Origin of the sequence: Pseudomonas sp. 18175, assembly GCF_050432925.1 — a bacterium.
Classification (GTDB): Bacteria; Pseudomonadota; Gammaproteobacteria; order Pseudomonadales; family Pseudomonadaceae; genus Aquipseudomonas.
Map to the genome: position 1 here is coordinate 117,952 of NZ_JBKFTO010000011.1, position 20,560 is coordinate 138,511.

At 58.4% G+C, this 20,560-nt stretch carries 19 protein-coding genes; 11 read left to right on the plus strand and 8 right to left on the minus strand.

The window, feature by feature from the left end:
* Positions 1-258: 258 nt before the first annotated feature.
* Positions 259-1,131: a hypothetical protein gene (locus tag ACLD1Y_RS16760; protein WP_429478984.1), complete on the plus strand. Its 873-nt coding sequence runs from the start codon at positions 259-261 to the stop codon at positions 1,129-1,131.
* 139 nt (positions 1,132-1,270) lie between these two features.
* On the opposite strand, the gene ACLD1Y_RS16765 is transcribed toward ACLD1Y_RS16760, so the two are convergent.
* The 5 genes from ACLD1Y_RS16765 to ACLD1Y_RS16785 form a co-directional block, all read right to left on the minus strand.
* Positions 1,271-2,701: an LLM class flavin-dependent oxidoreductase gene (locus tag ACLD1Y_RS16765; protein ID WP_429478985.1), complete on the minus strand. Its 1,431-nt coding sequence runs from the start codon at positions 2,699-2,701 to the stop codon at positions 1,271-1,273.
* Complete coding sequence (locus ACLD1Y_RS16770; RefSeq protein ID WP_429478986.1) at positions 2,701-3,027, minus strand: acyl-CoA dehydrogenase; 327 nt, start codon at positions 3,025-3,027, stop codon at positions 2,701-2,703. Before ACLD1Y_RS16770 ends, ACLD1Y_RS16765 begins: the two co-directional genes overlap by 1 nt.
* A gap of 11 nt (positions 3,028-3,038) precedes the next feature.
* Complete coding sequence (locus tag ACLD1Y_RS16775) at positions 3,039-4,235, minus strand: SfnB family sulfur acquisition oxidoreductase (RefSeq protein WP_429478987.1); 1,197 nt, start codon at positions 4,233-4,235, stop codon at positions 3,039-3,041.
* A 195-nt stretch (positions 4,236-4,430) separates the two neighbouring features.
* Positions 4,431-4,772 carry a hypothetical protein gene (locus ACLD1Y_RS16780; RefSeq protein WP_429478988.1) on the minus strand — a complete coding sequence of 114 codons (342 nt, stop codon included), beginning with the start codon at positions 4,770-4,772 and terminating at the stop codon, positions 4,431-4,433.
* A gap of 292 nt (positions 4,773-5,064) precedes the next feature.
* Entirely contained in the window at positions 5,065-5,628 is a 564-nt protein-coding gene (locus ACLD1Y_RS16785) for a helix-turn-helix domain-containing protein (RefSeq protein WP_429478989.1), read from the minus strand.
* 92 nt (positions 5,629-5,720) lie between these two features.
* Here ACLD1Y_RS16785 and ACLD1Y_RS16790 point away from each other — a divergent pair, with 92 nt between their 5' ends.
* Positions 5,721-6,647: a DMT family transporter gene (locus ACLD1Y_RS16790; RefSeq protein WP_429478990.1), complete on the plus strand. Its 927-nt coding sequence runs from the start codon at positions 5,721-5,723 to the stop codon at positions 6,645-6,647.
* Positions 6,648-6,692: 45 nt separating this feature from the next.
* Here ACLD1Y_RS16790 and ACLD1Y_RS16795 read toward each other — a convergent pair whose 3' ends face one another.
* Positions 6,693-7,040, minus strand: coding sequence for a hypothetical protein (locus ACLD1Y_RS16795; RefSeq protein ID WP_429478991.1), 348 nt, complete (start codon positions 7,038-7,040; stop codon positions 6,693-6,695).
* Between the two features lie 290 nt (positions 7,041-7,330).
* Between ACLD1Y_RS16795 and ACLD1Y_RS16800 the strand changes: the two genes are divergently transcribed.
* The 7 genes from ACLD1Y_RS16800 (at position 7,331) to ACLD1Y_RS16830 (ending at position 15,782) form a co-directional block, all read left to right on the plus strand.
* Positions 7,331-10,252 (plus strand): monovalent cation/H+ antiporter subunit A, encoded by a 2,922-nt coding sequence (locus ACLD1Y_RS16800; RefSeq protein ID WP_429478992.1) that lies wholly within the window; start codon positions 7,331-7,333, stop codon positions 10,250-10,252.
* Positions 10,252-10,596 (plus strand): Na+/H+ antiporter subunit C, encoded by a 345-nt coding sequence (locus tag ACLD1Y_RS16805; protein WP_003192163.1) that lies wholly within the window; start codon positions 10,252-10,254, stop codon positions 10,594-10,596. The genes ACLD1Y_RS16800 and ACLD1Y_RS16805 overlap by 1 nt, the downstream gene beginning before the upstream one ends.
* A complete protein-coding gene (locus ACLD1Y_RS16810) occupies positions 10,593-12,275 on the plus strand; it encodes a monovalent cation/H+ antiporter subunit D (RefSeq protein ID WP_429478993.1) in 1,683 nt (560 codons plus the stop codon). Before ACLD1Y_RS16805 ends, ACLD1Y_RS16810 begins: the two co-directional genes overlap by 4 nt.
* On the plus strand, positions 12,272-12,760 hold the full coding sequence (locus tag ACLD1Y_RS16815; RefSeq protein WP_429478994.1) for a Na+/H+ antiporter subunit E: 489 nt from the start codon (positions 12,272-12,274) through the stop codon (positions 12,758-12,760). The genes ACLD1Y_RS16810 and ACLD1Y_RS16815 overlap by 4 nt, the downstream gene beginning before the upstream one ends.
* A complete protein-coding gene (locus tag ACLD1Y_RS16820; RefSeq protein WP_105522735.1) occupies positions 12,757-13,035 on the plus strand; it encodes a K+/H+ antiporter subunit F in 279 nt (92 codons plus the stop codon). The genes ACLD1Y_RS16815 and ACLD1Y_RS16820 overlap by 4 nt, the downstream gene beginning before the upstream one ends.
* The gene (locus tag ACLD1Y_RS16825; RefSeq protein ID WP_429478996.1) at positions 13,032-13,370 is read left to right on the plus strand and encodes a Na+/H+ antiporter subunit G; all 339 of its coding nucleotides are present in this window, start codon (positions 13,032-13,034) and stop codon (positions 13,368-13,370) included. The genes ACLD1Y_RS16820 and ACLD1Y_RS16825 overlap by 4 nt, the downstream gene beginning before the upstream one ends.
* A 1,050-nt stretch (positions 13,371-14,420) precedes the next feature.
* Positions 14,421-15,782, plus strand: coding sequence for a toxin-antitoxin system YwqK family antitoxin (locus ACLD1Y_RS16830; RefSeq protein ID WP_429478998.1), 1,362 nt, complete (start codon positions 14,421-14,423; stop codon positions 15,780-15,782).
* 105 nt (positions 15,783-15,887) lie between these two features.
* Here ACLD1Y_RS16830 and cysS read toward each other — a convergent pair whose 3' ends face one another.
* Complete coding sequence (gene cysS, locus ACLD1Y_RS16835; protein ID WP_429479000.1) at positions 15,888-17,276, minus strand: cysteine--tRNA ligase; 1,389 nt, start codon at positions 17,274-17,276, stop codon at positions 15,888-15,890.
* 15 nt (positions 17,277-17,291) lie between these two features.
* The gene (locus ACLD1Y_RS16840; RefSeq protein WP_429479002.1) at positions 17,292-18,992 is read right to left on the minus strand and encodes a glutamine--tRNA ligase/YqeY domain fusion protein; all 1,701 of its coding nucleotides are present in this window, start codon (positions 18,990-18,992) and stop codon (positions 17,292-17,294) included.
* A 259-nt stretch (positions 18,993-19,251) separates the two neighbouring features.
* Between ACLD1Y_RS16840 and ACLD1Y_RS16845 the strand changes: the two genes are divergently transcribed.
* Positions 19,252-19,755 carry a peptidylprolyl isomerase gene (locus ACLD1Y_RS16845; RefSeq protein WP_016977438.1) on the plus strand — a complete coding sequence of 168 codons (504 nt, stop codon included), beginning with the start codon at positions 19,252-19,254 and terminating at the stop codon, positions 19,753-19,755.
* A complete protein-coding gene (gene lpxH / locus ACLD1Y_RS16850) occupies positions 19,752-20,501 on the plus strand; it encodes a UDP-2,3-diacylglucosamine diphosphatase (protein WP_429479004.1) in 750 nt (249 codons plus the stop codon). The genes ACLD1Y_RS16845 and lpxH overlap by 4 nt, the downstream gene beginning before the upstream one ends.
* The last annotated feature ends 59 nt before the right edge of the window (positions 20,502-20,560 follow it).

Below are 20,560 nucleotides of genomic sequence, written 5' to 3' on the forward strand. Positions count from 1 at the left end.
GCGCAAAGCCCAGTAATTGACGGGGGGAATCCGCCTTCAGGGGGGGGCAGACATCCGCGGTAGAACATATTGTCTATTCACTGTTGCTGGACGAACACCTTGGCTGGCCTGCCCCTGTGCAACGGCAGTACGTATTCGAGATAAAAATGTCCTGCTTTAAACCTGTCAACGTTGACAGTAGTCACCACCGTGCAACGCACCTAAGCTCGAAGAACCTGAAGCTTCTACAGCTTCAAACCTGATCTGGGAGGACACAAAATGGCAAACCCGACCTCAACTCAAACGAAGGCCACCGTTGGCAGCTGCTCCTGCGCAGTGACAGGTGATCCAAACTTCACCAACTACGCTGCCTCTCAGTTTTTCTTTGTTCCAACAGACGCCACGGGTGAGTGGCATATCGTCACTTCAAACGGAAATACAGGCGAGTACCAGATAATAGGATTCACCCTTCCCAATAGAGGTGATCAGCTCGACGTACATTACTCACTTGGCCCTGGCAGTAGCGCCTTCGTCAGCTACCAATCGGTGATACCGGGTGAGCAGCGACCCTATACAACCACCAGCGGAAACTTGAAGGTCACCGTGGACGTACAGAAAAAAAAACTCACCGCGACGTTTGACCTTACAGCCGTAAACGGCTCAAGAACTGTTCACTTGACCCAAGGTTCAGTTGAAGTGGAGGGTTACAGTGACGAGCCCAAAACACAGGATTCCGGCACTCTCGACGCGCTCATAGCTGGCGATGCAACGCTTGACTACGCATCGACCGACGTCTGGTTGTCAGACTCGCCAGCCAGCAACTTCCCTGACTCGTTCCTGGCGGGCTCACAACTGGTTGAAAGTCGCCCTACCCCTCAGCACTTTCTCTTGTCATTACAACTGGCAAACACCTTGGCTCCGGGCACCTACCCCATCGCCCTCGACAGCAGCGAAGCCAGGGTGACGTTCATAGACGCAACGAATCGCCTGGACGTTTTTCGAGGCACAAGCGGCCAGATCACAATCAACGAACTCCCCCAAAGCAACCCTCTGGCCGGCAAGTTGCGGGCAGAGTTGTTCTGCCAAGCACTCAACGACGATAACGTGCGGACTGTCTCGATCAGCAATTGCAGTGTCAACATCGAAAAATGACGTCCGAATTGAGGCCATCAGAACAGTTGGCCCCAAACTTGGGCCTGCACCGGACTCGGAAAACAGGCGCGTCGCCAAACCTTGTGGGAGCGGGCTTGATCTCGCAAAAGCGGTGGGTTAGTCGACACAAACGTGAATGTCAGTCCGCTTTCGCGAGCAAGTCGAATCGTCGCACCGCCGCTCCCACATTGATTTTGTGTAGGTTTGATAGATCGCGGTAGCTGGCGCCCGGGTGATTGGCGCCCAGTCGATCGCCATCACCAAACAGCTTCTCGCGCAGCGTACCCTGTGCATATTCGGTCTTGTACACCCCGCGCTTCTGCAACTCCGGCACCAGCAGTTCCACGGCGTCGATGAAGGTCTCGTGGGTCAGCGCATAGGCCAGGTTGAAGCCATCCACATCGGTGTCTTCCACCCACTCTTGCAGCAGGTCGGCCACGGTTTCCGGGCCGCCGACGAACAGTGGGCCAAAGCCGCCGATACCGACCCAGTCGGCCAGCTCATTGGGCGTCCACACCTTGTTCGGATCAGCTGTGGAAAACGCTTCCACCGCCGACTGGATCGCGTTGGTGTGCACATGCTTGAGGGGTTCATCGGGCTTGAACTGGCTGAAATCGATACCGGTCCAGCCAGAGATCAGCGCCATCGCACCTTCGTAGCTGACGTAGGATTTGTATTCGTCGAACTTGGCCTTGGCCTTGGCATCGGTCTCGCCGACGATCACCGTTTGCAAGTTGAAAATCAGGATTTTCTTCGGATCACGCCCGGCTTCAGCCGCTCGGCGGCGGATGTCGGCCACGGTCTTTTTCAGCAGCACCTTGGACGGCGCAGCGACGAATACGCATTCGGCCTGTTCGGCGGCGAACTGTTTGCCGCGGCTGGACGCACCGGCCTGGTAAAGCACCGGCGTACGCTGCGGTGACGGCTCGCACAGGTGAATGCCGGGCACCTGGAAGTGTTTGCCGACGTGGCGGATCTCGTGGATTTTGCTCGGGTCGCTGAAGATGCGGCGTTCACGGTCGCGTAGTACGGCGCCCTCCTCCCAACTGCCTTCCCAGAGCTTGTAGCAAACCTCCAGGTATTCCTCGGCGTAGTCGTAGCGCGCGTCGTGTTCGGTCTGGGCCTTCTGGCCGAGGTTCTTGGCGCCGCTTTCCAGGTAGGAGGTGACAATGTTCCAGCCGATACGGCCTTTGGTCAGGTGATCCAGGGTGGAGAGCCGGCGCGCAAACGGATACGGGTGCTCAAACGACAATGAAGCGGTCAGGCCAAAGCCTAGGTGTTCGGTGACCAAGGCCATCGGCGCGATCAGCGACAACGGGTCGTTGACCGGCACTTGGGTGGCCTGGCGAATGGCGGCGTCACCGTTGCCGTTGTACACGTCGTAGATGCCCAGCACGTCAGCGATAAACAGGCCGTCGAACTTTCCGCGTTCAAGGATCTTGGCCAGATCGGTCCAGTATTCCAGGTCCTTGTACTGCCACGAACGGTCGCGAGGGTGCGCCCACAGGCCTGGAGATTGGTGGCCGACGCAGTTCATGTCGAAGGCATTCAAGCGAATTTCACGGGCCATCACAGCACTCCGTTGAGGTGATAGTTGCCAACAATCTGGTATTTGGCACGCAGGGGGTCGTCGAGGGTCGAGGGCAGCGCGGTGCGTTGGCCGGTGAGTTCAAATTCGGCGTTGCTCGCGGCAATCAAAGCTTCGGCGGCGGCGATCTGGGCTTCGGTGGCGGCCACCGGGCTTGGGTGGGTTGCGGCGCGTTCGAGCAAGGCGGCGGCCACATCGACGCGGATCTGCAAGTCGCCGAAGCGGCTGATTACGTAGGGGTCGGCGCTGGTTGCAACGTGGCGGCGGGTGCTGTCCAGCAACTGGCGCGCTAGGTTCAGGATGGTCATGGGTAAGCTCCTCAGTTCCAGGCGTGGCGCGCAGGCTTCACGCCGTTGAGCACGAAGTTGCCGATCAGATGGTATTTCCAGCGGGCCGGGTCGTGCAGGGTGTGGGTGCGGGCGTTACGCCAGAAGCGGTCGAGGTTGTGCTTGCCGGTGACCGAGCGGGTGCCGGCCAGTTCGAACAATTTGCTGCTGGCGAGCAAGGCGGTTTCGGCCGACAGCACTTTGGCTTGGGCGACCACCAGCGAGGCATGAGCGACCGTGTCCTCACTCGGCTCGGCAAGGGCGCGATCTACCGCCAACCCGGCCTTGGCGAGGATCGCTTCGGTACCGTGCACGCGCCACGCCAGGTCACCAATGGCGGCAATGGTGAACGGGTCTTGCCAGCCGTGATCCTGCTGGCTGTCGATCCACGGGCGCGCTTGGCGGGCGTAGATTTTCGCTTGTTCCAGGGCGCCCAGAGCGATGCCCGTATCGACGGCCGCCTGGATAATCTGCGAAATCGGACCGTTGGCGGTGGGTTGATCGAACGCCAGATGGGCGGGAATCACCGCACTGAGAGGCACTGTCACGCCATCGAGGGTCACGCCGCCGCTGGCGGTAGTGCGCTGGCCGAAGCCGTCCCAGCTGTCGATCACGCTCAAGCCTTGGGCGTCACGCTCGACGAAGGCTATGAACGCCTGGTCTTTTTCGTTGTTGCCCACGGTGGGCACGATATGGGCGAACAGCGCGCCGGTGCAGTAGAACTTCTCACCGTTGATTTGTGCGGTGTCGCCGTTGAAACGAATCTGGGTATCGAAGGTGCCGGCGTTTTTGCTCTTGGCTTCGGAGAACGCGTTGCCAAAACGATAGCCCGCCAGAACCTTGCCGAAGTAATAACGCTTTTGTTCCTCGGTGGCGGTTTGCAGCAGGATGTCCACCACGCCCAGGTGGTTCTGCGGGATCTGCCCCAGGGACGGGTCGGCGGCGGAGATCAACTTGATCACCTCGGCCACGGTCACATAGGACACCTCGGCGCCGCCATAGGCCTTGGGAATGGTGATGCCCCACAGGCCGCTGGCGGAAAACTCGTCGAGCTCGGCAACCGGCAAGCGACGCTCGCGGTCGCGCTCACTGGCCTCGACGGCAAAGCGTGCGGCCAGGCGCGTGGCGACTTCGATGGCTTCCGCATCCGAGCGGATGATATGGGCAGGGTGTTGAGGGTGGGCTGACATGGGCCGACTCCAGGCTTCGAAGGAATACCTGGGTGATTGCAGGAGTCGTGCCCGTTATTGATCATCAATAAAATCAATTACTTACTGGATGATTTACCAAGCAACCGTGAACATAAATCGACAAAGTGCCTAACTGCTGTTGCTCCAGCAACAGCACTGCCTGCTACCAGAACCGTCGACTTATCATTACCGTGTTTAATTCACCACCGTGTATTCCGTCGCGTCCGAAAGAATTTGACAATTCACTATATAAGTCACCGTGGCCTTTGTGACGGGATAGGTAAAGATCATGTCAGGCACCTGCACTTCGAATCTGTCAACCAAAGAAGTAATCTGACCGTCTAGCGCATAATAATAATCGCTATCGGTGATTATATATCCAAACACCCCATCACCAATGCGAATGTCACGATAAATGGGGATATACCATACCGCTTTGCCACCCGAGATGGCCGCACGAGAAATAACATTATTATTTGAAGGCTCAATTGTGGCTGCCGCCAATAAATTTTGGCGTGGAATAATATATCCGCTCATCGAACTGTCCTCGCAATGGATGGCATCTAGCTATTCACTAACAACTGTACAGAGGCTGGAATTGAAGAGTACCGGATCCCGTTAATCCGCACGTGATGGAAGGCCTCGATCGAGCTATGGTTAAACAGCTGTCTGCCCAGTACGACCTCAATAAAAGGTCTAATAAGCCGATCTTCAGGTGGTACATCGTGATCGTCCATCGTTGAACTCTCTAACAGATATGATCTGTGACGAGTTCAACATAACCCTGAATGCTTCAAGAAATAAGCTGTGAAGTCTGACAGTTGACAAACTAGATAACGACGTTCCGTACGAACCTCGCAGCCACCACTCCATCATTGCGATAGACATGCTGCTGATGGCTGGCAAACATAAAGAACTCACCGGCACCAATGATGTTTTCGACACCCGCCACCACCAGCGTCAGGCTGCCTTCGAACACAAACAACTGCTCGCTCCACCCCTCCAGGTCGGGGTCCGGGCAATAGCGGTCGCCGGGCTCCAGCCGCCACTCCCAGAGTTCCACTTCACGGCGCGCAGTGGCCTTGGCCAGCAACACCGCCTTGCTGCCATCGATCTCACCGGCCCAGGCCAGTTCGTTGATGCGGCTGTGGTCACGCACGTCTGGCGCCTGGATCAGGTCGCTGAACGCCACATCCAAGGCTTCGGCCACCCGGTCGAGGGTGGACAGGCTGACGTTCTTCTCCCCCGCCTCGATGGCCACCAGCATGCGCCGGCTGACCCCGGATTTTTCCGAAAGTGCGGTCTGGCTCAAGTCGGCGGCGTGGCGCAGACGACGAACGTTCTGGCTGACGTGCTGCAGGACCGAGGCCCGTTGCGGGTTTTCTTTGTGCACTATATTGCTCAATGGGTGGGTGTGCGCAGTATACTGCCCAGCGTGCGGCGCATTGTGCGGTCCGTACCTTTCCCTTGCAAGACCGAGCCGCCATGACTGCCCCCAAATCACCCTCGCGTTTCAACCGTTTCAGCAAAGCCGAATGCATCCTGGTGTTTATCACCATGATCTGGGGCGGCACCTTTTTGCTGGTGCAGCACGCCATGACCGTCAGCGGGCCGATGTTCTTTGTGGGCCTGCGCTTTGCGGCGGCAGCGATTGTGGTGGGGTTCTTTTCCTTGCGCACCCTGCGCGACCTGACATTGTTCGAGTTCAAGGCCGGGGTGTTTATCGGTGTAGCGATCATGTTTGGCTACGGGTTGCAGACCATTGGCTTGCAGACCATCCTCAGCAGCCAGTCGGCGTTTATCACCGCGTTATACGTGCCTTTTGTACCGCTGCTGCAATGGCTGGTGCTGGGCCGTCGCCCGGGACTGATGCCGAGCATTGGCATCATGCTGGCGTTCACCGGCTTGATGCTGCTGACGGGGCCGGCAGGCGCTTCGCTGAATTTCAGCCCCGGTGAAATCGCCACCTTGATCGGTGCCGTGGCGATTGCCGCCGAGATCATCCTGATCGGCGCCTTTGCCGGCCAGGTGGACGTACGCCGGGTGACCGTGGTGCAACTGGCCACCGCTTCGGTGCTGTCGTTCATGATGGTGGTGCCGATGGGCGAGGCGCTGCCGGGCTTTTCATGGTTGCTGCTGTTCAGCGCAGTGGGCTTGGGCTTGACCAGTGCAGTGATTCAGGTGGCGATGAACTGGGCGCAACAGAGCGTTTCACCGACGCGGGCCACGTTGATTTATGCAGGTGAGCCAGTGTGGGCTGGCGTGGTTGGGCGGATTGCCGGGGAGCGCTTCCCGCCGATTGCAATGGTCGGGGCGGCGTTGATTGTGGCGGCGGTGATTGTCAGTGAAATGAAGACAAAGAATCAGCGGCAAGCCGCAAAGGACAACGCACTGGAACAAGAAACGCTCTGATAGAACGTCCCCTTGGGAGGAACGTTCAAGAACGACAATCAAGAGTCACTGCTCGACGATCCTATAGAGAGCTTTTTTGGATTCTCCAATCACCTGGCCGTTTTCTATGACCTTGTAATAGACGTTGATCGCAGGCGAGCTGGCTAGCGCTTTTACAACCACTACGCTGATGGTTTTCGTCTCATCTGTCACGGGCACCGTGTCAAAATATCCTACAGAACTCAACGGGAAAGGCTCCTGGATCCAGGTCACTTCCCGCCCCATTGCGATATCGGGAGAGGGCAAGATTTTCATCTCGGCAGTTCCGTTCTCTATATGCACTTTATGAACTTCACCGTTCGAGCTGGGTTCAATGGTTGCGTCAGGGTACGCAGTTGGGTTTGTTGAGGTCATGTCACACCTTCCTGGTTGGCAGATATCGGCCGTGGTTTGTAGGCCGCCCTGGCGACAGTACTCGATAAGATTCCTGACGAAACCTGTAAGAGTTGACAGTTAGAGACACCTCAGCGACGAGTGGGCGATTTCGAAAGATCGCGTGCAAGTCAGGCCCCCTCGGGGAACAATCCGACAGTGCCAAATGGGAATTTTCAGCCTACCTTGTAGGATCCTGCCACATGTTGCCGTTTGGTGATCGAGAAAGCGGCACGTATGATGCATCCCAAACTCCCGCAGATTAGAAGCCTATGTCCCTGATAGTTCTACTGCTTCTGCCGTTTCTCGGCAGCTGTCTGGCGGCCTTGCTGCCGCACAATGCACGTAACACCGAATCCCTGTTGGCCGGCCTTGTGGCCCTGGTCGGCACCCTTCAAGTCGCCCTGCTCTACCCCCAGATCGCCCACGGTGGCGTGATACGCGAAGAATTCATGTGGTTGCCCAGCCTTGGGTTGAACTTCGTGTTGCGCATGGATGGGTTTGCCTGGCTGTTCTCGATGCTGGTGCTGGGCATCGGCACGCTGGTGTCGCTGTATGCGCGCTATTACATGTCGCCGGACGACCCGGTGCCGCGCTTCTTCGCGTTTTTCCTGGCCTTTATGGGCGCCATGCTTGGGCTGGTGATCTCCGGCAACCTGATCCAGATCGTGTTCTTCTGGGAGCTGACCAGCCTGTTCTCGTTCCTGTTGATCGGCTATTGGCACCACCGCGCCGATGCGCGACGCGGCGCGTATATGGCGCTGATGGTCACCGGCGCGGGCGGCTTGTGCCTGTTGGCGGGGGTGATGTTGCTGGGGCATATCGTCGGCAGCTATGACCTGGACCAGGTGCTGGCGGCGGGCGATCAGATTCGCGCCCACGCGCTGTACCCGGTCATGCTGGCCCTGGTGCTGGTCGGCGCCTTGAGCAAAAGCGCGCAGTTCCCTTTCCACTTCTGGCTGCCCCACGCGATGGCAGCGCCCACGCCGGTGTCGGCGTACCTGCACTCGGCAACGATGGTGAAGGCCGGCGTGTTCCTGCTGGCCCGCCTGTGGCCGTCGCTGTCTGGCAGCGAAGAATGGTTCTACATCGTCGGCGGTGCCGGCGCGATCACCCTGCTGCTCGGCGCTTACTGCGCAATCTTCCAGAACGACCTCAAGGGCCTACTGGCCTATTCCACCATCAGCCATCTGGGCTTGATTACCCTGCTTCTGGGCCTCAATAGCCCGCTGGCCGCCGTCGCGGCGGTGTTCCATATCCTCAACCACGCCACGTTCAAGGCTTCGCTGTTCATGGCGGCGGGCATCATCGACCACGAAAGCGGCACCCGCGACATTCGCAAGCTCAGCGGCCTGGTGCGGTTGATCCCGTTTACCGCCACGCTGGCGATGGTCGCCAGTGCGTCCATGGCCGGGGTGCCGTTGCTCAATGGCTTCCTGTCCAAAGAGATGTTCTTCGCCGAAACCGTGTTTATTTCCTCGACCGCCTGGGTGGAGTTCGCGCTGCCGGTGATCGCCACCGTCGCTGGCACGTTCAGCGTGGTGTATGCCCTGCGCTTTACCGTGGATGTGTTCTTCGGCCCAACCGCCACCAACCTGCCCCACACCCCCCACGAGCCGCCGCGCTGGATGCGCGCACCGGTGGAACTGCTGGTGTTTACCTGCCTGCTGGTGGGGATCTTCCCGGCCCAGGTGGTGGGTTCGATCCTAGCGGCTGCTGCACTGCCCGTGGTGGGCGGCGTGCTGCCCGAGTACAGCCTGGCGATCTGGCACGGCTGGAACGCGCCGATGATCATGAGCCTGGTGGCCATGAGCTGCGGCGTGGTGCTGTATTTGATCCTGCGCAAGCAACTCAAGCGCGGGCGCTTCAAGTACCCGCCGATCATCAGCTACTTCAACGGCAAGCGCATGTTCGAGCGCAGCCTGGTGGTGATGATGCGCGGCGTGCGCAAGATCGAGAAACGCATCAGCACCAAGCGCCTGCAAACCCAGCTGTTCCTGCTGGTGCTGGTGGCCGTGGTCGCCGGTGTGATCCCGATGCTGCACAGCAGCCTCAGCTGGGGCGACCGGCCGAAGATCCCCGGTTCCATCGTGTTCGTGACCTTGTGGCTGCTGGCGATTGCCTGCGCCCTGGGCGCCGCGTGGCAAGCCAAGTACCACCGGCTGGCGGCCCTGACCATGGTCAGCGTGTGCGGCCTGATGACCTGCATCACCTTCGTATGGTTCTCGGCGCCGGACCTGGCGTTGACGCAGTTGGTGGTTGAAGTGGTGACCACCGTGCTGATCCTGCTGGGCCTGCGCTGGCTGCCCCGGCGGATCGAAGAAGTCTCGCCGCTGCCAAGCTCGTTGCGCAAGGCACGCATCCGCCGTCTGCGCGACTTCCTGCTGTCCACCGTGGTGGGCGGCGGCATGGCGTTGCTGTCCTACGCCATGCTGACGCGCCAGACCCCCAACGATATCTCCTCGTTCTACCTGAGCCGCGCCCTGCCCGAAGGCGGCGGCAGCAATGTGGTGAACGTGATGTTGGTGGACTTCCGCGGCTTCGACACCCTGGGTGAAATCACCGTACTCGGCGCCGTGGCACTCACGGTGTACGCGCTGTTGCGGCGTTTCCGCCCCTCGAAAGAAAGCATGCAATTGCCCGCCCAACAGCGCCAACTGGCACCGGACGTGGCCACCGACCTGGTCAACCCGCGCCAGGCCAGCGACACCGCCCTGGGCTTTATGATGGTGCCGGCGGTGCTGGTGCGCCTGCTGCTGCCGATTGCGCTGGTGGTGTCGTTCTACCTGTTTATGCGCGGCCACAACCAACCGGGCGGCGGTTTTGTCGCAGGCTTAGTGATGTCGGTGGCGTTTATCCTGCAATACATGGTGGCTGGCACCCAGTGGGTCGAGGCGCAGATGAGCCTAAGGCCGATGCGCTGGATGGGCTTCGGGCTGTTCTCGGCCACACTCACGGGGCTTGGCGCGCTGTTTGCGGGTTACCCGTTCCTGACCACCCATACCTGGCACTTCAGTTTGCCGGTGCTGGGAGATATTCATGTCGCCAGCGCATTGTTCTTCGACGTCGGCGTGTACGCCATGGTCGTCGGTTCCACCCTGCTGATGCTCACCGCCCTGGGTCACCAGTCGGTGCGTGCGCACAAACCGAGCAACCAGGCCAAAGTGGTCGCCGCAACAGAAGGAGCCGCCTGATGGAAGAAGTCATCGCAATCGCCATTGGGGTGTTGGCCGCCTCGGGCGTGTGGCTGATCCTGCGGCCACGGACGTTCCAGGTGGTGATGGGCCTGTGCCTGTTGTCGTACGGGGTGAACCTGTTCATTTTCAGCATGGGCAGCCTGTTTATCGGCAAGGAACCGATCATCAAGGACGGCGTGCCGCAAGACCTGCTCAACTACACCGACCCTCTGCCCCAGGCCCTGGTGCTCACGGCCATCGTCATCAGCTTCGCCATGACCGCCTTGTTCCTGGTGGTGCTGCTGGCCTCCCGGGGCTTGACCGGTACTGACCATGTAGACGGCCGGGAGCCCAAGGAATGACGTGGATGAACCAACTGATCATCGCGCCGATCCTGCTGCCGTTGCTCACCGCCGCTTTGATGCTGATGCTCGGCGAGAAACGCCGACCGTTGAAGGCCAAGATCAATCTGTTTTCCAGTGTAATCGGCCTGGGCATTGCGATTTTGCTGCTGTACTGGACGCAAAAAGGCGGCCCCGGCTCGATTGGCGTGTACCTGCCGGGCAACTGGCAGGTGCCATTCGGCATTGTGCTGGTGGTGGACCAACTGTCAGCGCTGATGCTGGTGCTCACCGGGATTATCGGCGTGAGCGCGCTGCTGTTCGCCATGGCCCGCTGGGACCGTGCGGGCACCAGTTTCCACGCGTTGTTCCAGGTGCAGATGATGGGGCTGTACGGTGCGTTCCTCACCGCTGATCTGTTCAACCTGTTCGTGTTCTTCGAGGTGCTGCTGGCGGCGTCCTATGGCTTGATGCTGCACGGTTCGGGCCGGGCGCGGGTGTCGGCGGGCTTGCATTACATTGCGATCAACCTGCTGGCCTCGTCGCTGTTTCTGATTGGCGCGGCGATGATCTACGGGGTTACCGGCACGCTGAATTTCGCTGACCTGGCATTGAAAATCCCATTGGTGCCGGAAGCTGATCGTGGCCTGTTGCACGCAGGTGCCGCGATTCTTGCGACAGCATTCCTGGCCAAGGCCGGCATGTGGCCGCTGAACTTCTGGCTGGCGCCCGCCTATTCCTCGGCGAGTGCGCCGGTGGCGGCGATGTTTGCGATCATGACCAAGGTTGGCGTGTACACCGTGCTGCGCCTGTGGACCCTGCTGTTCTCCGGCCAGGCTGGTGCGTCGGCGCTGTTTGGCGGCGATTGGCTGGTGTACGGCGGCATGGCGACCATCATCTGCGCAGGTCTGGCGATGGTGGCGGCGCAGCGCTTGGAACGCATGGCCAGCTTGAGCATTCTGGTGTCAGCGGGGATTCTGCTTTCCTCCGTCGGTTTCGCCCAGCCAAGCCTGACGGCGGGTGCGTTGTTCTACCTGGTCAGCTCTACGTTGGCGCTGAGCGCGCTGTTTCTGTTGGCGGAATTGATCGAACGCTCGCGCTCGGCCAATGACCTGCCGTTGGATGAAGAAATCGATGCGCTGCCTAAGGCCATGGAGTCCCTGCATCCGCGCCCTGGTGTGAACCTTGATGATGAACAGCAAGCCGTGGTCGGCCAGGTGATCCCCTGGACCATGGCGTTCCTGGGTTTGAGCTTTATCGCCTGCGCGCTGCTGATCATCGGCATGCCGCCGCTGTCAGGGTTTATCGGCAAGCTCAGCTTGTTGAGTGCGCTGGTCAATCCGCTGGGCCTCGGAGTCAGCGTTGACGCACCGATCCGCCCGGCTGCGTGGGGCCTCGTGGCGCTGCTGATCCTCTCCGGTCTCGCCTCGCTGATCGCCTTCGCGCGCTTGGGCATCCAGCGCTTCTGGACCCCAGAGGAGCGCCCATCGCCGCTGCTGCGCCGCTATGAGTGCGTGCCGATCTTCTTCCTGCTGGGCCTGAGTATCCTGCTGACCTTCAAGGCCGAGCCTTTGTTGCGCTACACCCAGGACACTGCTGTCAGCTTGAACAACCCGGAGCATTACGTGATGGCCGTCATGGCGACGCGTCCCGTGCCCAGTCCGGAAGCCAAGGCCGCCGCCCTGGAGGTGCAGCCATGAAGCGCCTGTTCCCTGCCCCGTGGTTATCGTTGGCCTTGTGGCTGTTGTGGTTGGTGCTGAACCTGTCGGTAAGCCCCGGCAACTTGCTGCTGGGCGCACTCCTGGGCTTTCTGGCACCGCTGCTGATGGCGCCGTTACGGCCGCTGCCGATCCGCATCCGCCGGCCGGGGGTGATCATCCGCCTGTTCTTCGTGGTGGGCCGCGATGTGATCGTGTCCAACCTGCGAGTGGCCTGGGGCGTATTGACCTGCGGCTCACGCCCACCGCGCTCGCGCTTTATCAAGATCCCCCTGGACCTGCGCGACGCCAACGGCCTTGCCGCGCTGTCGATGATCACCACCGTGGTGCCCGGCACCATCTGGTCGGAACTGGCGCTGGACCGCAGTATCCTGCTGCTGCACGTGTTCGACCTGGACGATGAAGCGCAGTTTATCGAGCACTTCAAGACCACCTACGAGCGGCCCCTGATGGAGATCTTCGAATGAGCGCCCTGCTCTCCAATGCGATCCTGTTCAGCCTGTTCCTGTTCTCCCTGGCCATGGTGCTGACCCTGGTACGCCTGTTCAAAGGCCCCTCGGCCCAGGACCGGGTACTGGCGCTGGACTACCTGTACATGCTGGCGATGCTGATGATGCTGGTGCTGGGCATTCGCTACGCCAGTGACACCTACTTTGAAGCGGCGCTGCTGATTGCGCTGTTCGGCTTTGTGGGCTCGTTTGCCCTGGCCAAATTCCTGCTGCGTGGCGAGGTGATTGAATGATGCCGATATGGGTGGAAGTGATCGTCGCGGTGCTGTTGGTGCTCAGCAGCGTGTTTGCCTTGATTGGCGCGATCGGCTTGCTGCGCATGAAGGATTTTTTCCAGCGCATGCACCCGCCAGCGCTAGCCTCGACACTGGGGGCGTGGTGCGTGGCGTTGGCGTCGATTGTGTACTTTTCGGTGCTCAAGTCCGGGCCGGTGTTGCACGGGTGGTTGATCCCGATTTTGTTGTCGATCACGGTGCCGGTGACCACGTTGCTGCTGGCGCGCACGGCGTTGTTCCGTAAGCGCATGGCCGGGGATGATGTGCCGGCCGAAGTCAGCAGCCGCCGCTAATTTCTCAGGTAAACACAGTTCAAAAATGTGGGAGGGGGCTTGCCCTAATGCCAGTCAGTTAAGGGCAAACACCGTCAGTGTGGCGAGGGAGCTTGCTCCCGCTGGGCCGCGTAGCGGCCCCAAAGATGGGACTGCTGCGCAGTCCAGCGGGAGCAAGCTCCCTCGCCACAGGTTAGCTTTTACTCTTTCTAACCCTTAACTGACTGGCATTGGGGCTTGCCCCCGATTGCGGTGGATCAGCTAAAAACTAGTTGGCTGACACACCGCTATCGGGGGCAAGCCCCCTCCCACATTTGGATTGGGCACCACTGGATTGGCTGCGTGACCCAGTAGAAACCCGCAGAAATTTCCGACAGCGTTTTAGGGTTGCCCTCGGAAGATGGCTGCCTAATCTTCGGCGGTCGCTGCAAATTCAGCGACCGGGTTTCGCAGCCCGGTTAAACTCTAGACGCACAGCGTCCACCTCAGATAGCGGGCGCTTTTTTATGCCTGATGTTATGGCGGCTGTGCGCGGGATACCTTCGGGTATGCCGGGTGCCTAGAGTCCCGGTCTGCGAACCTGCGTACAGCTGCCACCCGATTGTCGTTTCGCAGCGATGGGGGGCGGCTCCAATACTCTAGGAGCTTTGCCATGATTAAAGACAGTCCGAATCCGCTATCAGATTCCACCACACATCATAGCGCTGTTCATCGAGCAATTAATCGTCATCTGAACCCGTTAGAAATCAAACATAGAAAGGACGAAGGTGCGCCTCTACGTGTGCACAAATCGATTCACACCCTTAGCCTCTAAAAACCCCAAAGCGGAATATTCAGTCATCTAGGCAACATATGGCAAAGCGAATAGCTTTTTAAACGAAAACTCCTACTCCCACATCAGAATACCTCACTTCCTTGAAACTAGCGCCTAATGCAAATTCCTTCCCTTGCTGCCTGGCATTTTTGCCGGACGATATGTGCGGGATATATTTTCGCTTAAAAGCAAAACCATAGGCCGATACAGTCGTGCTTAAAGATTGAAACCCTTCCTCAAATAAATGGACAGCCAGGATGCAGCTCACGTATAAGATTTTTTTTGTAGCCCTAGGACTCGCAGCAAACATTACATATGCACACGCTGAACACATTCACCCCTCTACAATCCTAAACATAAAAATGAACGCAACCTATCTGGATATAGACCCTGACAAAACGGGACATTCCAGTATAAAACTAATGCCCGCAGTACGCTTGACACTCTCAACCCCACACAGTTGTGGCACCTCCCAAGTACATATAACTCCAGACTCTATCGGTGTACCCGTTGAAAATTTTCTTGGGGAAATTGTAAAAATAAAAAAATACGCAGATGATGGAATTCCATTATTCATCACTTACGCAAACTGCGATCAAAAAATACCGATGATGACTAAACTCGGCCCCTGCAGCGGCGCTGTGTGCCGCTCGCTCACCGAGGAACTGATTGAAGGAAAGCTGTATTTAGATCAGGGCTACCGACCTACGCCAGCGGCACGTAGTCGTTTTTTTATAACACTGCCCCTGACTCACGACAAAAAATTACAAGCTTGGAAAGTGAAAATTTACGACGTAACAACCAAAAAAGTCGCTGCCGATGGTTTTGTTAACCATGAAGATTATGCTGCCAGTAAATTCACTCATCGGCTTAGAACCTTCCACACTAACGGCATGGTTGCCAGCGCTACGGAAATGAACGCTCATGGGCAGCGAGAGGGAAAGACGATTACTCGCCATAAGAACGGAAAAATTGAAAAATCTATTAATTATATTAGCGACATTATCGTTGACGGGGAATATGTAACTTATTACCCGACGGGAAGTGTAAAAATTCGCGAAAATTTCGTAGAGGGCATGCTACACGGACCAAGAATTAAGCTGTACGCGAACGGAACCCCTGAAGCGATGGAAAAATACCTACACGGAAAACGCTCAGGAATTTCAAGTTATTATTACAACAACGGCACACTAAAAAACATACAAGATTATGACCGTGGACAATTGGACGGATGGGAAGCTGAGTACTTCCCTAACGGCGAAATAAAATCGCAAACACTCTATGAAAATCATCACATTAGAGCTAGCCACGAATGGAATATCGACGGTATAAAAATCAGCCAATGGGAAAAAGACCAAAATCACAACCAGCAGGGTGACGATATAGAGTGGTATGACAACGGCCAAAAAAAGAAACACTCAATATATAAAGATGGAAAGCTTCATGGAAAAATGCAAAGTTGGTCTGAGAATGGCGCTCAACTTTTTTCTATCGAATATGCGCACGGCCAGAGAAACGGACAATCTCAGATGTGGCACAGAGATGGGACATTGATAGAAGACTGCCAATACCAAGCAGGCAAAATTTCAGAGCCGTGCTCGGTAAAACCTCAGTTCTGACTCTCCAAATATTGGACGCGGATAGAAGTTCGACTCGCAAAACTTAGCTATACGTATAAAAACGCCCCGAACCAGTCGGGGCGTTTTTTATTCAGCGCTAACCGATCAAGCCTGATCCGCCAACCGCCACGTCGTCCCACCCTTCCCATCTTCCAACACCACGCCCATGGCGGTGAGTTGGTCGCGGATACGGTCGGATTCCGCCCAGTCTTTGTTGGCACGTGCAGCCAAACGCGCCTGAATCAGCGCATCTACTTCGGCCGCATCCACACGCCCTTCGGCGCCGGCTTGCAGGAAGTCGTCGGCTTCCATCTGCAACACGCCCAGCACGCTGGCCAGTTCTTTCAAGCGCGCCGCAAGACCTGCCGCTGCGTCGAGATCGCTCTCGCGCAGGCGGTTGATCTCGCGCACCATCTCAAACAGCACGGCGCAGGCTTCGGGGGTGCCGAAGTCGTCGTTCATCACCTGGGTGAAGCGCTCAACGAACGCTTCGCCGCCGGCCGGGGCAACCACTGGCAAGCCTTTCAACGCGTGGTAGAACCGCTCCAGGGCGCCCTTGGCGTCCTTGAGGTTGTCTTCCGAGTAGTTGATGGCGCTGCGGTAGTGGCTCGACACCAGCAGATAACGCACAACCTCTGGATGGTACTTTTCCAGCACGTCGCGAATGGTGAAGAAGTTGTTCAAGGACTTGGACATCTTCTCGCCATTGATGCGGATCATGCCGCAGTGCATCCAGGCGTTGGCGTAGGTCTTGCCCGTGGCGGCTTCGCTTTGGGCGATTTCGTTTTCGTGGTGCGGGAACTCCAGGTCGCTGCCGCCTCCATGAATGTCGAAGGTCTCGCCCAGGCAGCAGGTGGACATCACCGAGCATTCGATGTGCCAGCCCGGACGCCCGGCGCCCCATGGCGACTCCCAGCTCGGCTCGCCGGGCTTGGTGGCTTTCCACAGCACGAAGTCCAGCGGGTCTTGCTTGGCTTCGTCCACTTCGATACGTGCGCCGATGCGCAGGTCTTCGATTTTCTTGCGCGACAGCTTGCCGTAGCCCATGAACTTGGCGACGCGGTAGTACACGTCGCCGTTGCCTGGGGCGTAGGCGTAACCCTTGTCGATCAGGGTCTGGATCATGGCGTGCATGCCAGGGATGTGGTCCGTGGCACGCGGTTCCATGTCCGGCTTGAGGATGTTGAGGCGCGCCTCGTCCTCGTGCATCGCCGCAATCATGCGCTCGGTCAGCGCGTCGAACGACTCGCCGTTTTCGTTGGCGCGGTTGATGATCTTGTCGTCGATGTCGGTGATGTTGCGCACGTACGTCAAGTCATAGCCGCTGAAACGCAACCAGCGGGTCACCAGGTCGAAGGCCACCATGCTGCGGCCATGGCCGATGTGGCAGTAGTCGTACACGGTCATGCCGCACACGTACATGCGCACCTTGTTGCCATCGAGCGGCTTGAAGACTTCTTTGGTCTTGCTGAGTGTGTTGTAGATCGTTAGCACGACAAATCCCTTAAATCACTGGCCCCACGAATCACGCAAGGTCACGGTACGGTTGAATACCGGAGCACCAGGTTTCGAGTCCTTGATATCCGCGCAGAAGTAACCTTCGCGCTCGAACTGGAAACGGTCTTCCGGCTGTGCTTCGCCCAACGACGGCTCGGCACGACAACCCGTAAGAACTTGCAGGGAGTCAGGGTTGATGTTGTCGAGGAAACTGGCGCTGTCTTCGGCCTTCTCAGGGTTCGGCGAGCGGAACAGGCGATCGTACAAACGCACTTCGCACTCGATGCTGGCGGCGGCCGGCACCCAGTGGATCACGCCCTTGACCTTGCGGCCTTCAGGGTTCTTGCCCAGGGTTTCCGGGTCGTACGAGCAGCGCAGTTCGACGATGTTGCCATCGGCGTCCTTGATCGCTTCGTCGGCGCGGATCACGTAGCTGCCACGCAGGCGCACTTCGCCAGCCGGTTCCAGGCGCTTGTAGCCCTTTGGCGGCTCTTCCATGAAGTCATCGCGGTCGATGTAGATTTCACGGCTGAACGGCAGCTTGCGCACGCCCAGTTCTTCTTTTTGCGGATGACGCGGCAACTCGAGGTTGTCGACTTTGTCTTCCGGGTAGTTGGTGATCACGACTTTCAGCGGACGCAGTACGCACATGGCGCGCGGGGCGCTGTGGTCGAGGTCGTTGCGGATGCTGAATTCGAGCATGCCGAAGTCCACCACGCCGTCGGAACGGTTGGTGCCGACCATGTCGCAGAAGTTGCGGATCGAGGCAGGCGTGTAGCCACGGCGGCGGAAGCCCGACAGCGTGGACATGCGCGGGTCGTCCCAGCCGTGAACGTGTTTTTCATCGACCAGTTGCTTGAGCTTGCGCTTGCTGGTGATGGTGTAGTTCAGGTTCAGGCGACTGAACTCGTACTGGCGCGGGTGCGCCGGCACCGGCAGGTGCTCCAGGAACCACTCGTACAGCGGGCGATGGCTTTCGAACTCCAGGGTGCAGATGGAGTGGGTGATGCCTTCGATGGCGTCCGACTGACCGTGGGTGAAGTCATAGTTCGGGTAGATGCACCACTTGTCACCGGTCTGATGGTGATGGGCGTGGCGGATGCGGTACATGATCGGGTCGCGCAGGTTCATGTTCGGCGAGGCCATGTCGATCTTGGCACGCAGCACGCGGGCGCCGTCGGCGAACTCACCGGCGCGCATGCGGGCGAACCAGTCGAGGTTCTCTTCCACCGAACGGTCGCGGAACGGGCTGTTCTTGCCCGGCTCGGTCAGGGTGCCACGGTATTCCTTGGCTTGCTCCGGGCTCAGGTCGTCAACGTAGGCTTTGCCAGCCTTGATCAGCTCGACGGCCCAGTCGTGCAGTTGGTCGAAGTATTGCGAGGCATAGCGCACTTCACCGGACCATTCGAAGCCCAGCCATTTCACGTCGCTTTCGATGGCGTCGATGTATTCCTGGTCTTCCTTGGCCGGGTTGGTGTCGTCGAAACGCAGGTGGGTGACGCCGCCGAATTCCTGGGCCAGGCCGAAGTTCACACAGATCGACTTGGCGTGACCGATGTGCAGGTAGCCGTTGGGCTCAGGCGGGAAACGGGTGACGATCTGCGTGTGCTTGCCCGAATCCAGGTCCGCCTGGATGATCGGGCGCAGGAAATTGACCGGGACGGCAGGTCCGGCCTTGGAATTCGAGGTAGGGTCGACAGTGGGCTTGCTCATAGGATCCTTGAACAGACAGGTTCGTGGCCGGGTAAGGCCAGATAAAACAAAGCGCTCATAATAGCCGAAGCCGTCAAGACACTGACAGAGCGTGGCCAAAAACTGCTGCATTTATTGCATAGGCGGTAAAAAACCACCTCGAAATTCCTACAGGTCACGCTAAACTGCGCGCCTTGGCCGCTGTTTTGCCAAAAGTGTCGCCAAACCGGTAAGGCGCCCCGGCGTCCACACCCACGAATTCCTTGAAAGAGAAACGACCATGACTCAAGTCAAACTGACCACCAACCACGGTGACATCGTCATCGAGCTGAACGCCGAGAAAGCGCCGATCACCGTCGCCAACTTCATCGAGTACGTGAACGCCGGCCACTACGAAAACACCGTTTTCCACCGCGTGATCGGTAACTTCATGGTCCAGGGCGGCGGTTTCGAGCCAGGCATGAAAGAAAAGAAAGACAAGCGCCCAAGCATCCAGAACGAAGCGGACAACGGCCTCTCCAACGACAAGTACACCGTCGCCATGGCCCGTACCATGGAGCCGCATTCGGCCTCCGCGCAGTTCTTCATCAACGTGGCCGACAACGCCTTCCTGAACCACAGCGGCAAGAACGTACAAGGCTGGGGCTACGCAGTATTCGGTAAAGTCACCGAAGGCCAGGACGTTGTAGACAAGATCAAAGGCGTGCAAACCACCGGTAAAGCCGGTCACCAGGACGTTCCGGTAGAAGACGTAATCGTCGAGAAAGCCGAGATCGTTGGGTGATATTGCTGATTTCAGATTTGCATCTGGAAGAGGAGCGCCCGGATATCACCCGGGCGTTTCTGGATTTACTCCACGGCCGCGCCCGTGGTGCTCAGGCGTTGTACATTCTGGGGGACTTCTTTGAAGCCTGGATTGGCGACGATGGCATGACCGCCTTCCAGCGTTCGATTTGCGCGGCTCTGCGCGAGCTGAGCGACAGCGGCACCCCGATTTTTATCATGCATGGCAACCGCGATTTCCTGATCGGCAAGGCGTTCTGCAAAGCAGCAGGTGCCACCTTGCTCAAGGACCCGAGTGTCGTGCAGCTCCATGGTGAGCCGGTGCTATTGATGCACGGCGACAGCCTCTGCACCCGCGACGTCGGCTATATGAAGCTGCGGCGCATCCTGCGTAACCCCATCGTGTTGTTTATCCTGCGGCACTTGCCGTTGCGCACCCGCCACAAGCTGGCGCGCAAACTGCGCAGCGAAAGCCGTGCGCAGACGCGCATGAAGGCCAACGACATCGTGGATGTGACCCCCGAGGAAGTACCACGGGTGATGCAGCAGTTTGGCGTGCGCACCCTGGTTCACGGCCACACCCACCGCCCGGCCATTCACAAGTTGCAGATTGGTGACCAGGCGGCCAAGCGTATTGTGCTGGGGGATTGGGACAAGCAGGGCTGGGCGTTACAGGTGGATGAGCAAGGGTTTCAGTTGGCGGCGTTTGATTTTGTGAACCCGCAGTTGGCATTGCCTGGCGCCTAAGACCAGACAACACAGCTCCAATGTGAACAGAGATCCAATTGTGGGAGGGGGCTTGCTCC

Bases quoted from the DNA above. Each gene is read 5' to 3' on its own strand.
- ACLD1Y_RS16760 (WP_429478984.1), top strand. From the start codon at position 259: ATGGCAAACCCGACCTCAACTCAAACGAAGGCCACCGTTGGCAGCTGC.
- ACLD1Y_RS16765 (WP_429478985.1), bottom strand. From the start codon at position 2,701: ATGGCCCGTGAAATTCGCTTGAATGCCTTCGACATGAACTGCGTCGGC.
- ACLD1Y_RS16770 (WP_429478986.1), bottom strand. From the start codon at position 3,027: ATGACCATCCTGAACCTAGCGCGCCAGTTGCTGGACAGCACCCGCCGC.
- ACLD1Y_RS16775 (WP_429478987.1), bottom strand. From the start codon at position 4,235: ATGTCAGCCCACCCTCAACACCCTGCCCATATCATCCGCTCGGATGCG.
- ACLD1Y_RS16780 (WP_429478988.1), bottom strand. From the start codon at position 4,772: ATGAGCGGATATATTATTCCACGCCAAAATTTATTGGCGGCAGCCACA.
- ACLD1Y_RS16790 (WP_429478990.1), top strand. From the start codon at position 5,721: ATGACTGCCCCCAAATCACCCTCGCGTTTCAACCGTTTCAGCAAAGCC.
- ACLD1Y_RS16795 (WP_429478991.1), bottom strand. From the start codon at position 7,040: ATGACCTCAACAAACCCAACTGCGTACCCTGACGCAACCATTGAACCC.
- ACLD1Y_RS16800 (WP_429478992.1), top strand. From the start codon at position 7,331: ATGTCCCTGATAGTTCTACTGCTTCTGCCGTTTCTCGGCAGCTGTCTG.
- ACLD1Y_RS16805 (WP_003192163.1), top strand. From the start codon at position 10,252: ATGGAAGAAGTCATCGCAATCGCCATTGGGGTGTTGGCCGCCTCGGGC.
- ACLD1Y_RS16810 (WP_429478993.1), top strand. From the start codon at position 10,593: ATGACGTGGATGAACCAACTGATCATCGCGCCGATCCTGCTGCCGTTG.
- ACLD1Y_RS16815 (WP_429478994.1), top strand. From the start codon at position 12,272: ATGAAGCGCCTGTTCCCTGCCCCGTGGTTATCGTTGGCCTTGTGGCTG.
- ACLD1Y_RS16820 (WP_105522735.1), top strand. From the start codon at position 12,757: ATGAGCGCCCTGCTCTCCAATGCGATCCTGTTCAGCCTGTTCCTGTTC.
- ACLD1Y_RS16825 (WP_429478996.1), top strand. From the start codon at position 13,032: ATGATGCCGATATGGGTGGAAGTGATCGTCGCGGTGCTGTTGGTGCTC.
- ACLD1Y_RS16830 (WP_429478998.1), top strand. From the start codon at position 14,421: ATGCAGCTCACGTATAAGATTTTTTTTGTAGCCCTAGGACTCGCAGCA.
- ACLD1Y_RS16840 (WP_429479002.1), bottom strand. From the start codon at position 18,992: ATGAGCAAGCCCACTGTCGACCCTACCTCGAATTCCAAGGCCGGACCT.
- ACLD1Y_RS16845 (WP_016977438.1), top strand. From the start codon at position 19,252: ATGACTCAAGTCAAACTGACCACCAACCACGGTGACATCGTCATCGAG.